Source organism: Nonomuraea sp. NPDC054003 (genome assembly GCF_055585125.1).
The window spans coordinates 346,942-358,550 of the sequence record NZ_JBVJKR010000004.1 but is presented as its reverse complement, the minus strand read 5'-3'; the positions used below and the strand labels follow the sequence as shown (position 1 = coordinate 358,550).

The window sequence follows — 11,609 nt, the reverse complement described above, 5'->3', positions numbered from 1 at the left end:
GGACGGCCGGACACACCCGAAGAACCGGGCGCGCAGGCGGTGACGGCATCGGCGGATGCGCTGGGCGGGCGGCTGAGTGCCGGGGAGGAGGCGGCGATCTGTCTCGGGCTGGCGGAGGCGCTCAAGCATGCCGGTGACGACGCGGGTGTGGTGGAGCGGACGGGGCGGGCGCTGGCGCGGGCCGGGGTGCCGGTGGAGGCGCGGGCGCGGCTGCTCGCGGTACGGGCGCACGCGCTGATGATGAGGGGGCGGATCGACGAGGCCGACGCGGCGGCGGCGGGAGCGGTGGCCAGTGGGGAGCCGTTCGGGCAGGTGGTGGCGTTGCAGGCGCGTTCGACCGTGGCGCTGTTCCGGGGCGAGCCTCGGGTGGCGCTGGAGCATGCCGAGCAGGCGGTACGGATCGCGGACGCGGCTGGGGGTGAGGTGGCGCACCGGCATCCACGGCTCTGGCTGGGCGCGGCCTTGACGGTGCTGGACCGGTTCGAGGAGGCGGACGCGGTGTACGCGGCGGTCGCGCGGGAGTCGGGCGCGGCGGGCACGGCCTGGTCGCTGCCGTTGCGTCACCGGTTCAGGGCGGATCTGCTGCTGGCGTGGGGCCGGTTGGACGACGCGGAGGCGGAGGCGGAGGCCGGACTGCGGGTCACCGCCGAGCTGTCGGCGATGGCCCTCGCACCGGCGCTGCTGGCGGTGCGAGGCCATGTGGCTGCGCTGCGCGGCGACTCGGAGGCCGCCCGCCGCCACTTCCGCCAGGGGGCCGAGCTGGCGGGAAGCGGCCCCGGCCTGGTCCACGACGAACTGCGCTTCCGTACGGCACTCTTCGAACGGTCGCTCTACGGGCACGGGACGACGGGCAGGCGGACGAAGAGAGGCGCGGGGCCGGCCGACCGCGATCAGCGGGCTGGCGGAACGCCGACCCACCGCGATCAACTCACTCACGGAACACCGACCCACCCTGATCAACCCACCCACGGAACACCGACCCACCCCGATCAACCCACCCACGGAACACCAACCGACCCCGATCAACCCACCCACGGAACACCAACCGACCGCGAACAGCCCACCCCCGAATCACCGCTCAACCGCGATCAGGCAGCCCGAGGAACACCAACCGACCGCGATCAGGCAGCCCGGGGAACACTGGCCCACCGCGATCGGCGGGCCCTTGGGACGTCGGATGGTCTGGGTCGGGGTCGTGACGCGCCGGGGCTGGGGTGGCTGGATGAGGAGGGGAGTGCGCTCACGTACCTGTTGTTGCAGGAGCCGTGGGCGGCGGCGAGGCTGCGGGGGGAGCCAGGGGTGGTCGCGGGCATCCGGGCGCTGGCCGCGCGCAACCCGGAGGTGATGTCGTTACGGGCGGCGGCCGCGCACGCGGAGGGGCGGCTGGCCGAGGCCGTCGAGCTGTACCGGGCGGCGCCGCGACCGCTGGGGCTGGCCGCGGCGCTGGAGGAGGCCGGGCGAAGGGACGAGGCGCTGGAGGTGTACGCGGCGTGCGGCGTGAGGAGGGACGCCGCCGGGCTCCCGCCGACCGGGTGGGCCGCGCTGACCCCGTCCGAGCTGAGGGTGGCGCGGCTGGTCGCCCGGGGGTTGACGAACCGGGAGGTGGCCGCCGAGTTGTTCGTGTCCCCGCACACCGTCGACAGCCACCTCCGGCACGCCTTCGCCAAGCTCGGCGTCAGCAGCCGGGTCGAGCTGGCCCGGCACGCCCTGCTCAGCGAGGGCCTCACCTGACCCGCGCCCAGCCCGGCGGAGGCGTCCCCTTGCCCCGGCCGGAGGCCTCTCTGACCCGTGGCCCCGACAGCGAAGGGATGCCGGGCGAAGGCCTCAGTCCGGACGGCCCTCGGGGTGGATCAAGGGCAGCAGCGACGCGGCGTCCGCTTCGGAGATCGTGATGCCGATGCGGTCGCGCAGGCCGTCCCGCAGTTCCCCGGCCGTCCGCGCCCCCAGGTGCTCGATCCGTACGCGCTCGCCGATCGCCGTGCGCTGGGCCAGCACGTGGGAGAGGAACGGGGATCGGGGGTGGGTGGCCACGTAGTGGTTGGCGACCTCGAAGTCGCTCGGGTAGTGGGGTTCGTCCGTGCGGAACCCGTACAGCTGCTCCTCCCCCGCGTGCAGGATCCAGAGGTCGCCGTCCCGGGTCAGGCGCCACCGCCAGGGGCCCGCCGAGGCGGTCGCCTCCTCGGCGAACGGCATCGGCTCCACCAGCCCGTCGCCGCCGAACCCCACGTCGGCCAGCCACCGCCGCCCGTCCGCGGTCACCAGCAGCATGGCGTGCGAGCGCGGCAGGTGGGAGCGGCCGCCGAGCCGGATGCGGGCCAGCAGCCGCGTCACCGGGAAGCCGAGGCGTTCCAGGGCGGCCGCGAACAGCAGGTTGTGCTCGTGGCAGTAGCCGCCGCGGCCCCCGGTCACCATCTTGTCCTGCAGGGACTTCGGGTCGAGCGGGATGCCCCTGCCGAGCACCACGTCCAGGTTCTCGAACGGGATGGCGGTGACGTGCGCGCGGTGGACCGCGCGCAGCGTCGCGGCGGACGGGGTGCGCGGGCCGCCGTGGCCGATCCGGTCGAGGTACGCGTCCAGGTCGAGATCATCGATGTGCCACATGGCTCAACCGTGCCGGAGCGGGCGGCCCGCGCGCATCACGCGTTCACGGGATTCGCGGAGAGCACGAGCCTGACGGCGAACAGCTCGTACCCGGCCCGCTCGAACGCCCGCGCCATCGGCACGTTGCCCGTGTCGGTGTCGGCGACGACCCGGTCCGCGCCGCGCCCGGCGTGGCTGCGGGTGATCTCGGCGAGCAGGTCGCCGGCGTAGCCGTGGCCGCGGTGCTCGGGCAGCACGCCCAGGTAGCCGACCACCGGCCCGGAGGCGTTGGCGGACGGCAGCGCGAACCCGGCGAGCTCGCCGGAGCGGGTGTGGGCCAGCCGCCACCACGACCGGTCGCCCGGCATCGCCAGGTAGTCGGCCAGGTCCTCCCTGGCCTGGGCCTCGGCGTCCTTGACGAGCAGCGCCTGCCGGGTGTGGTGGTCGAGGCTGCCGGCCGACGCGGCCGCGAAGGCGGCGACGAACGCCTCGTCGTCGGGCTCCTCCCGGAAGACGAGCCTGCCGGACGCCTCCGGCAGCGGCCGGTCCGGCGTCCACGCGTACCGGAGCCGTTCCAGCTCGTCGGTCAGGCCGGCGCGGCGGCAGGCCTCCTGCCGCCAGCCGACGGCGGCGGTGACGGCGTCGTTGCCGCGCCAGCCGACCGGCAGGAACACGTGGTAGGCGGGACGTGCGCCGAACGCGTCATGGGCGTGGCGCAGCAGCTCGGCCGCGAGCGCGACGCGGTCGGTGACCGAAGGATGGGTGTGGAGGCAGTCGAGCGCGAGCGGCCCGGCGCCGGGGAAGCCCCACCAGACGGCGCGGGCGAGGATCTCGCCGTTCTGTTCGGCCACCCAGATCCGGTCGTGGTGGTAGTGGCCGTCGGCGAGGAAGGAGCGCAGCCGTTCAGGATGGGCCCAGCTGACGGGCTCGTCGACGGCGCAGTCGAGCAGGCGGCCGAGATCAGGCGCGGCCGTGGGACGGAAAAGCACGAATCCTCCGAAGAGCGGGGTCGGACGCGGTGAGCGTCCGGAAGGAGCGGGACATCTCAGCGCCTCCTTTCGTCCGGTCTTACGGGGTAGGGGGACCATATCGCACTTGTCAGAAAGGTCCGACAGGATAGGGGAATGCCCGCCTACGAAGACGTTTTCCCGCTCCAGCCGCCCGTCCGTCTGCCGCCTCAGGACGAGCTCGTCGCCGCCGTGCGCGCGGCGCCGCTGGCGGCCGAGTTCCTCGACGGCCAGGAGGACGTGCTGGAGGCCTGGGGCGAGGTGTGCAGGGACCGGCTCGACGAGGGCCTGCTGCTGGAGGTGGTGCGCCTGTTCGTGGCGCGCGAGCCCGCCGTCGGCGACCCTCCCGCGGAGCTGGTGGCCTTCGGCCTGGTGAAGGGCGCGAACCCGTACGAGGCGACGCCGGTCGGGCTGTGGATGGGCCGGAGGCTGATCGGGGAGCTGACCGGGCAGGAGGTGCCCGTCATGGGCTCGCTCGCGGAGCGCGACGGGGCGGGGCTGCTGCTGGGCCTGCGCTCGTACCCGGAGGCGGACCGCGACGAGGAGCTGGCCGGCTGGCTGGCCCGCCGTGACGCGGCGGGGGCGGCCAGGGAGATCGCGGGCGTGCTGCCGTCGGTGAGCCCGCTCAGCCGGGCGATCGGCATCGAGCTGCTCGGCTTCCAGCTGGGCGACGAGGGCCGCCGGGCGCTGGACGACCTGGTGATCGAGCCCAAGGTGGGCGCGGTGATCGCCGCCCGGCTGAGCCGCGACGACCGGCAGCCGGCCACCGAGGAGATCGGCTGGGTGCTGGTGGACATGGCGGCGGCGCTGCTGGAGTTCGGCGGCGAGCCGTCCGAGGTGGTCGAGTCGGTGGCGGCCGGCATGGAGACGAACGAGCAGGCGAGCACGATCACGCTGCTGGCGCTCTGCGACCACCCGGCCACCGAGCCCGTGCTGCGGGTGTTCATCGACTACCACCCGGACGCCGGGGTGGCCGCCGCCGCCCGCAAGGCGCTGCGCCGCCTGCACGGGCTCGCCGCGGCCCGCGGGTGAGGGGCCGGGGGTAGAGTCGGCGACGATGACGAAGCATACGATCACCCGCCTGACCGGGACGATCCTCGGCGACACCTACGGCTGCGACTGCGGGGCCCAGCTGGGCGGGCGGATGGCGGCCGAGGTGCACGCCGCCGAGCACCACCAGTGCTCGGTCTGCCTGGGTTCGGCCGAGGAGGAGCCCGCGCCCGGCCTGACGCGTCCCTGCACCTCCTGCGCCGGCACCGGGCGGCGGCGCGAGCAGATCAACTGGCAGCTCGCGCACGCCGAGGCGGAGCGGCTGGTCACGCCTGTGGTGGTGCGCTCGGTGGTGGACGCCTTCGACGGGCCGTTCCGCCTGTCGGAGGTCGCCGACGCGGTGCGCGACGGGTTCGGGCTGCCGCCGGGCCGCCTGCCGGTGGGGCCGCGGGTGCGCGACCTGCTGCTGGAGATGCAGGCGGCGGGCGAGATCACCATGGTGTCGGCGCCGGACGAGCTGATCGACGGCACCGACGTGGTGCTGTTCCGCGACCCCCAGTGGCAGCGGGCGCGCACGCTCGGGCTCTGATCGCCGGTCGTCAGGCGCGGCAGATGATCTCGCCGTGCAGGATCGACATCCAGCCGTCGTCCGACCCGGCCCACTCGCGCCAGCCGTCGGAGATGCGCCGCAGGTCGTCCGCCGTGGCGGCGCCGGTGGCCAGGGCCTGCTCGGCCATCGCGGAGCGCAGGATCCGGTCGGCCCACATGCCGCCCCACCAGGCGCGGTCTTCGGGGGTGGCGAAGCACCAGGTGGACGAGGTGGCGGTGACGTCGGTGAACCCGGCGGCGCGGGCCCATGACAGCAGCCTCCGGCCGGCGTCCGGCTCGCCGCCGTTGCCGCGCGCCACCTTCTGGTAGAGCTCCATCCAGGTGTCGAGCGCGGGCACGCGCGGATACCACGCGAAGGCCGCGTAGTCGCTGTCGCGGGCGGCCACGACGCCGCCGGGCCGCGCCACCCGCCGCATCTCGCGCAACGCCTGCACGGGGTCGCCGACGTGCTGGAGCACCTGGTGGGCGTGCACGACGTCGTACGACCCGCCGGGGAAGGGCAGCGCGTGCACGTCGGCGACGGCGAAGCCGACGTTGCCCGCGCCTCTGGCCGCCGCCTCGGCCCTGGCCAGCTCCAGCGCCTCCTCGCTCACCTCGGTCGCGGTCACACTGGCCACCCTGGCGGCCAGGTCGGCGGTGATGGTGCCGGGGCCGCTGCCGACGTCGAGCAGGACCGCCTCGGGCCGGAGGTGGGGCAGGAGGTAGGCGGCCGAGTTGCCGGCGGTGCGCCACCGGTGGGAGCGCAGCACGGACTCGTGGTGGCCGTGGGTGTAGACGGCGTTCATCGGAACTCCCTCGTCTCGCCTGATGTCCGGCACGCTACCATTCATCTCGCTATACGAGAGAATATGTCTCATTATATGGATATATGGCGCTCGACCGTACACTGTTCCGGACGACTACGGAAGGGCGGTCGCCATGGGAGAGGTCCGGCCGATCGTGCGCGTGGGCGACCCGGTGCTGCACGCGCCGTGCGAGCCGGTCACCCGGTTCGACGACGCGCTGCGGGCGCTGGTCGACGACATGTTCGCGAGCATGTACGCGGCCGACGGCGTGGGGCTGGCCGCCAACCAGATCGGCGTGCCCCTGCGGGTGTTCGTCTACGACTGCCCTGACGACGACGGCGTCCGCCACCGGGGCGTCGTCGTCAACCCCACGCTGAAGCTGCCGGGCGTCGGCGAGCGGCGTCTCGACGCGGGCGAGGAGGGCTGCCTGTCGGTCCCCGGCCAGTACGCCCCGCTCCCCCGGTCCGACCGGGCCACGGTGCACGGCTCCGACGCCGAGGGCCGGCCCGTCACGGTCGAGGGCACCGGCATGCTCGCGCGCTGCCTCCAGCACGAGACCGACCACCTCGACGGCCACCTCTACATCGACCGCCTCCCGGCCAAACGCCGCAAGCAGGTGCTGGCCGCGTACGAGCAGTCCCTCACCACAGGGCAAATTCCGACAAACAACCCACCCAGCACGTGAGCGACGGCAAATCGGGTAGATGGTGCTCCTCCGGAAGCAATCCATCGAGGAGACACACCATGGGCAGACACACCATGGCCAGAACCGTGGCAGACGTGATGACCAGCCACCCCGCGACCGTCGACGGCGACCAGCCGGTCAGCGTCGCCGCCGCGCTCATGCGCGACAACGACACCGGCGCGATCATCGTCAACGACCACGGCCGGATGGCCGGCATCGTGACCGACCGCGACATCACGATCAGGTGCGTCGCCGACCACAAGGGCCCCGACACGCCCGTGCGCGAGGCGTGTTCGCCAGGCGTCGAGGCCGTCTGCCCGGACACCAGCATCGACCAGGCCGTCCAGCTCATGCGCCAGCACCACGTACGCCGCCTCCCGGTGCTCGAGGACGGCCGCGCGGTCGGCATCCTCAGCATCGGCGACCTCGCGATGGAGCGCGACCCGGACTCGGCGCTCGCCGACATCTCCGCGGCGGAGGGCAACCGCTAACGTTGACCACGTGGTCACAGTCGAGGACGTGCGGCGGCTCGCGGCGACTTTCCCGCGGTCATCGGAGCACCTGATCAGAGACCGGATCAAGTTCCGCGTGGGCTCCATCGTCTACGTCGCGTTCTCGCGCGACGAGACGCTGATGGGGTTCGCCTTCCCGAAGGAGGAGCGGGCCGCGCTGGTCGCCGCGGAGCCCGACAAGTTCCTCCTGCCCCCCGAGTCCGATCTGCGCTTCAACTGGGTCGTCGCGCGCCTGGCCGTCCTCGACCCGGACGAGATGCGCGAGCTGGTGCTGGAGGCGTGGCGGATGGTGGTGCCGAAGAAGGTGTACGCGGCCTACGTCGGCTAGCGCGACGGGGCCGCCCTTCAGCCGTTCAGGTGACGCTGCGATAGAGCCCCGCGGTGAGCTTCGTGATCCGGTTCACCGAGCCCCGCCACGCGCTGCCCGCCGGGTGCGCCGTCAGCACCGCCATCACGTACCTCTCGTCCTTGCCCACGAGCCCGGTCGTGTAGAGCACCGGCCGGCCGTAGTCGGGCACGCGCGCGTCGGCGGCGCGCGAGGCGACCAGGGAGATCGACGCGCTCTGCGTCCTGGCGTCACATCTGACCGGCGGCGTCAGCCCGAAGCCGGACCAGCCCTGCTTGACCGCCTTGCGGCCGGGCACCCCGTCGGGGATGCCGAAGGTCTGGTCGAAGCCGTCGCTGCCGCACGGCGTCGCCGCGCGCAGGTGGCCCAGGATCGTGTCGCGCACCCGGGGCGAGGCGGTGTCGAGCAGGTAGCGGTAGGTCCGTACGACGTCGTGCGCGCTCAGCGTGGCGTAACCCCAGAAGCCGGGCTTGGACGCGGGCGGCGGCGTGGTGTCCGGCAACCGGAGTTTGCGCGCCATGCGGGTGACGATGGCGCCCTTGCCGCCCCGGTCCCAGAACGTGGAGGCGGCGTCGTCGTCGCTCTCTCTCAGCATGATCTTCAGCAGCCTGGCGTCGGCCGCGGAGACGGTCCTGCGCGACTCCAGGAAGTCGATCGCGATCAGGATCTTGATGACCGAGGCGGAGCGGTACTTGCGGTGCGCGTGCCGGGTCGCGACGAACTTGCCGCGCTGCCGGTCGAACACCAGCCAGGACGCGGTCGTGCCCGGCGGGACCTTGGGCGGCCGCGCCGTACGTGACGCCGTGGCCCGGGCGGGCGGACTCTCGGCCGACGAGCTCTGCGAGGTGCCGCTCGACGCGCGGGCGGGGCCCGCCGCGGGGCCGGCGACGCATCCCGCCGCGAGGGGTACGGCCGCGGCGACCGCGGCCCAGGGCTTCAATCGCATCGCACATACCTATCAGAGTCTTGACCAACCACAGAAACGGGGATAAACAAAGGGGAAACCAACCCGAAACGGCGGTGAACCAACATCATGTACGCCGAGGAGCGGCAGCAGGACATCCTGCGCAGGGCGCGCGTGGCGGGCCGCGTCGACGTGGTGTCGCTGGCGGCCGAGCTCGACGTCACCACCGAGACCATCCGCCGCGACCTGACGGCGCTGGAGCGGGCCGGCGTGCTGCGCCGCGTGCACGGCGGCGCCATCCCCGTGGAGCGGCTCGGCTTCGAGCCCGCGCTCGCCACCCGCGACGAGGTGATGACCGCGGAGAAGGAGCGCATCGCCAAGGCCGCCCTGGCCGAGCTGCCCGACGACGGTTCGGTCATCATCGACGCGGGCACCACGACGGGCCGCCTGGTCGGCGTGCTGCCCGCCGACCGCGAGCTCACCGTGGTGGTCAACTCGCCGCCGCTCGCCACCGTGCTGGCCGCGCGGAGCAACCTCAACGTGATCATGCTCGGCGGGCGGGTACGCGGCCGCACCCTCGCGACGGTGGACGACTGGGCGCTGCAGCCGCTGGCGCACCTGCACGTGGACGTGGCGTTCATGGCCACCAACGGCTGCTCGGCCGAGAAGGGCCTGACCACGCCCGACCCGGCCGAGGCGGCGATCAAGCGGGCGATGGTGCGGGCCGCCGAGCGCAGCGTGCTGCTCGCCGACCACACCAAGTTCACCAACACCTACCTGGCGAGCTTCGCCGCGCTGAGCGAGATCGACGTGGTGATCACCGACGCCGGAGTGGACGACGCGCTCGCCGCCGAACTGTCCGCCGCCGGACCGCAGGTGGTCCGCGCATGATCGTGACCCTGACGCTCAATCCCAGCCTGGACCGCACGATCGAGATCGCCGCGCTGGACCGCGGCGCGGTCATCCGCGCCGCCGCCGCCCGCCTCGACCCCGGCGGCAAGGGCGTGAACGTCTCCCGCGCCCTGCTGGCCAACGCGGTCGCCTCGCGCGCCGTGGTGCCGTTCGGCGGCGACGAGGGACGGCAGCTCGTGCACCTGCTCCGGCAGGAGGGCCTGGACATGGTGACCGTGCCGGTGGCCGGCCGGACCAGGTCGAACGTGACGCTGGCCGAGCCCGACGGGACCGTCACCAAGATCAACGAGCCGGGCACGGCGCTCTCCCCCGGCGAGCTCGACACGATCGCCGACTCCGTGCTGGCCGAGGCGCGCGAGGCCGACTGGGTGGTCGCCTCCGGCAGCCTGCCGCCCGAGGTGCCCGGGGACGTCTACGCCCGGTTGTGCCGCCGGTTCGCCGGGGCGGGCATCCACGTCGCGGTCGACACCAGCGGCCCGCCGCTCACCCGCGCGATCGGCGCCGGGCCCGCGCTGATCAAACCCAACCTGGAGGAGCTGGCCGACGCCACCGGCGTGGCGATCACCTGCGTCGGCGACGTGGTGGCGGCCGCGGCCAAGCTGCGGGCGGCGGGCGCGCGTACCGTGCTGGCCAGTCTCGGCGCCGACGGCGCCGTGCTCGTCGAGGACGGCGGGTGCTGGTACGGGGAAGCGCCCGTCGCCGAGCCCCGCAACGCGGTCGGCGCGGGCGACGCCATGCTCGCCGGGTTCCTCGCGGGCGGCGGAAGCGGCGAGACGGCGCTGGTGGAGGCGCTCGCCTGGGGCGCCGCCGCGGTCAGCCTGCCGGGCAGCCGCATGCCGGGGCCCGCGGACATCCGCCGCGACGCCGTCCGCGTCTCCCGCCCCGACCCCGGCCGCCTCCTCACCTCGCCGCTCCCCCGTACCCCCGTGACGGTTCGCGCGGCGGCCACCGGGGCGGCGCCGCATCCGCCGCCGTCCCCCCGCTGACTTACGGCTCACCCACGCACGAGCCTGCTCACCCCCCGAAGGAGCAATGTCCCATGGCCGACACCTATACTCCCCCGGTCTACGGAACCGGCGCCAAAGCCACGATCCAGCGGATCGGCGGCCACCTGGCGGGGATGATCATGCCGAACATCGGCGCGTTCATCGCCTGGGGTCTCATCACCGCCCTGTTCATCCCCACCGGGTGGCTGCCCAACGAGACGCTCGGCGCGATGGTCGGCCCGATCATCACGACCCTGCTGCCCATCCTGATCGCCTACACGGGCGGCCGGATGGTGCACGGGCAGCGTGGCGCCGTGGTCGGCGCCGTGGCCGCGATGGGCGTCGTGGTGGGAGCGGACGCCCCGATGTTCCTCGGTGCGATGATCATCGGTCCGCTCACCGCCTGGATCCTCAAGAAGGTGGACGCGTTCACCGAAGCGCGGACCCGGGCCGGGTTCGAGATGCTGGTGGACAACTTCTCCGCGGGCATCATCGGCGGCGCGATGGCGGTGGCCGGCGTGCTGGGCATCGGCCCGGTCGTGGAGGTGATCACCAGCCGCGCGGGCGAGGCGGTCGAATGGCTGATCGGCACCGGTCTGCTGCCGTTCGCGTCGGTGCTGATCGAGCCGGCCAAGGTGCTGTTCCTCAACAACGCCATCAACCACGGCGTCCTCGGCCCGCTCGGCGTCACCCAGGCGGCGGAGACCGGCAAGTCGATCCTGTTCATGCTGGAGTCGAACCCCGGCCCCGGCCTCGGCCTGCTCCTCGCCTTCATGTTCTTCGGCCCGCGGGCCATGCGGCCCAGCTCGCCGCCCGCGATGATCATCCACTTCTTTGGCGGCATCCACGAGATCTACTTCCCGTACGTGCTGATGAAGCCCCGCCTCATCCTGGCCGTCATCGGCGGCGGCATGGCCGGCGTGTTCACGTTCATGGTCACCGGCGCCGGTCTGGTCGCCACGCCGTCGCCGGGCAGCATCTTCGCCTACCTGGCCGTCACGCCGCGCGGCGGCCTGTTCGGGTCCATCGCGGGCATCGTGGTCGCCACTGCCGTGTCGTTCGTCCTGGCCGCGCTGCTGCTGGGCTTCGGCCGCGGCGAGAAGGAGGAGCCCGCCGGAGACCTGCCGGCCGAGGGCGCTCCCGAACCCGCCGGCTCCCACCGGGCCGGCGCCGACGACACCGTGCCGGACGTCGTGGAGAACACCCCCGGCGAGCAGCCCGCCAACGGCGAGCGCCGCGACTCCGGCGAGCCCGCGCAGACCGAGACCCGTACCGCCAGCAAGGAGGCGTGAA

13 protein-coding genes are annotated in these 11,609 nt (G+C 73.5%); 9 read left to right on the top strand and 4 right to left on the bottom strand.

Annotated features, from left to right (window positions below):
- A partial coding sequence (locus tag ACZ6YG_RS12280; protein ID WP_466018003.1) for a LuxR C-terminal-related transcriptional regulator occupies window positions 1–1,731 on the top strand: 1,731 nt, incomplete at its 5' end.
- A gap of 93 nt (window positions 1,732–1,824) precedes the next feature.
- On the opposite strand, the gene ACZ6YG_RS12275 is transcribed toward ACZ6YG_RS12280, so the two are convergent.
- Together ACZ6YG_RS12275 and ACZ6YG_RS12270 are read right to left on the bottom strand one after the other, a co-directional pair.
- Window positions 1,825–2,601 carry an arylamine N-acetyltransferase family protein gene (locus tag ACZ6YG_RS12275; protein WP_466018002.1) on the bottom strand — a complete coding sequence of 259 codons (777 nt, stop codon included), beginning with the start codon at window positions 2,599–2,601 and terminating at the stop codon, window positions 1,825–1,827.
- Window positions 2,602–2,636: 35 nt separating this feature from the next.
- Window positions 2,637–3,569, bottom strand: a complete 933-nt coding sequence (locus tag ACZ6YG_RS12270; protein WP_466018001.1) for a GNAT family N-acetyltransferase — start codon at window positions 3,567–3,569, stop codon at window positions 2,637–2,639.
- Between the two features lie 135 nt (window positions 3,570–3,704).
- On the opposite strand from ACZ6YG_RS12270, the gene ACZ6YG_RS12265 reads away from it, so the two are divergent.
- Together ACZ6YG_RS12265 and ACZ6YG_RS12260 are read left to right on the top strand one after the other, a co-directional pair.
- Window positions 3,705–4,619 (top strand): hypothetical protein, encoded by a 915-nt coding sequence (locus ACZ6YG_RS12265; protein ID WP_466018000.1) that lies wholly within the window; start codon window positions 3,705–3,707, stop codon window positions 4,617–4,619.
- A 25-nt stretch (window positions 4,620–4,644) separates the two neighbouring features.
- Window positions 4,645–5,166 (top strand): hypothetical protein, encoded by a 522-nt coding sequence (locus ACZ6YG_RS12260; protein WP_397196860.1) that lies wholly within the window; start codon window positions 4,645–4,647, stop codon window positions 5,164–5,166.
- A 10-nt stretch (window positions 5,167–5,176) separates the two neighbouring features.
- Here ACZ6YG_RS12260 and ACZ6YG_RS12255 read toward each other — a convergent pair whose 3' ends face one another.
- Window positions 5,177–5,971, bottom strand: coding sequence for a class I SAM-dependent methyltransferase (locus tag ACZ6YG_RS12255; protein WP_466017999.1), 795 nt, complete (start codon window positions 5,969–5,971; stop codon window positions 5,177–5,179).
- A 133-nt stretch (window positions 5,972–6,104) separates the two neighbouring features.
- On the opposite strand from ACZ6YG_RS12255, the gene def reads away from it, so the two are divergent.
- The 3 genes from def to ACZ6YG_RS12240 are packed head-to-tail and all read left to right on the top strand — an operon-like array spanning window position 6,105 to window position 7,496.
- Window positions 6,105–6,656 carry a peptide deformylase gene (def, locus tag ACZ6YG_RS12250; RefSeq protein WP_466017998.1) on the top strand — a complete coding sequence of 184 codons (552 nt, stop codon included), beginning with the start codon at window positions 6,105–6,107 and terminating at the stop codon, window positions 6,654–6,656.
- A gap of 59 nt (window positions 6,657–6,715) precedes the next feature.
- The gene (locus ACZ6YG_RS12245; RefSeq protein WP_466017997.1) at window positions 6,716–7,147 is read left to right on the top strand and encodes a CBS domain-containing protein; all 432 of its coding nucleotides are present in this window, start codon (window positions 6,716–6,718) and stop codon (window positions 7,145–7,147) included.
- A 10-nt stretch (window positions 7,148–7,157) separates the two neighbouring features.
- A complete protein-coding gene (locus tag ACZ6YG_RS12240) occupies window positions 7,158–7,496 on the top strand; it encodes an MmcQ/YjbR family DNA-binding protein (RefSeq protein ID WP_148032030.1) in 339 nt (112 codons plus the stop codon).
- Between the two features lie 25 nt (window positions 7,497–7,521).
- Here the strand turns inward: ACZ6YG_RS12240 and ACZ6YG_RS12235 are convergent, their stop codons facing one another.
- Complete coding sequence (locus tag ACZ6YG_RS12235) at window positions 7,522–8,460, bottom strand: hypothetical protein (RefSeq protein ID WP_364235381.1); 939 nt, start codon at window positions 8,458–8,460, stop codon at window positions 7,522–7,524.
- A gap of 87 nt (window positions 8,461–8,547) precedes the next feature.
- Here ACZ6YG_RS12235 and ACZ6YG_RS12230 point away from each other — a divergent pair, with 87 nt between their 5' ends.
- The 3 genes from ACZ6YG_RS12230 to mtlA are packed head-to-tail and all read left to right on the top strand — an operon-like array spanning window position 8,548 to window position 11,608.
- Window positions 8,548–9,309, top strand: coding sequence for a DeoR/GlpR family DNA-binding transcription regulator (locus ACZ6YG_RS12230; RefSeq protein ID WP_148032031.1), 762 nt, complete (start codon window positions 8,548–8,550; stop codon window positions 9,307–9,309).
- Window positions 9,306–10,316, top strand: a complete 1,011-nt coding sequence (gene pfkB / locus ACZ6YG_RS12225) for a 1-phosphofructokinase (RefSeq protein WP_466017996.1) — start codon at window positions 9,306–9,308, stop codon at window positions 10,314–10,316. The genes ACZ6YG_RS12230 and pfkB overlap by 4 nt, the downstream gene beginning before the upstream one ends.
- Before the next feature lie 53 nt (window positions 10,317–10,369).
- Window positions 10,370–11,608: a mannitol-specific PTS transporter subunit IIC gene (mtlA, locus tag ACZ6YG_RS12220; RefSeq protein WP_466017995.1), complete on the top strand. Its 1,239-nt coding sequence runs from the start codon at window positions 10,370–10,372 to the stop codon at window positions 11,606–11,608.
- The last annotated feature ends 1 nt before the right edge of the window (window position 11,609 follow it).

Bases quoted from the DNA above. Each gene is read 5' to 3' on its own strand.
- ACZ6YG_RS12265 (WP_466018000.1), top strand. From the start codon at position 3,705: ATGCCCGCCTACGAAGACGTTTTCCCGCTCCAGCCGCCCGTCCGTCTG.
- ACZ6YG_RS12245 (WP_466017997.1), top strand. From the start codon at position 6,716: ATGGGCAGACACACCATGGCCAGAACCGTGGCAGACGTGATGACCAGC.
- ACZ6YG_RS12235 (WP_364235381.1), bottom strand. From the start codon at position 8,460: ATGCGATTGAAGCCCTGGGCCGCGGTCGCCGCGGCCGTACCCCTCGCG.
- ACZ6YG_RS12260 (WP_397196860.1), top strand. From the start codon at position 4,645: ATGACGAAGCATACGATCACCCGCCTGACCGGGACGATCCTCGGCGAC.
- def (WP_466017998.1), top strand. From the start codon at position 6,105: ATGGGAGAGGTCCGGCCGATCGTGCGCGTGGGCGACCCGGTGCTGCAC.
- ACZ6YG_RS12255 (WP_466017999.1), bottom strand. From the start codon at position 5,971: ATGAACGCCGTCTACACCCACGGCCACCACGAGTCCGTGCTGCGCTCC.
- ACZ6YG_RS12230 (WP_148032031.1), top strand. From the start codon at position 8,548: ATGTACGCCGAGGAGCGGCAGCAGGACATCCTGCGCAGGGCGCGCGTG.
- pfkB (WP_466017996.1), top strand. From the start codon at position 9,306: ATGATCGTGACCCTGACGCTCAATCCCAGCCTGGACCGCACGATCGAG.
- ACZ6YG_RS12275 (WP_466018002.1), bottom strand. From the start codon at position 2,601: ATGTGGCACATCGATGATCTCGACCTGGACGCGTACCTCGACCGGATC.
- mtlA (WP_466017995.1), top strand. From the start codon at position 10,370: ATGGCCGACACCTATACTCCCCCGGTCTACGGAACCGGCGCCAAAGCC.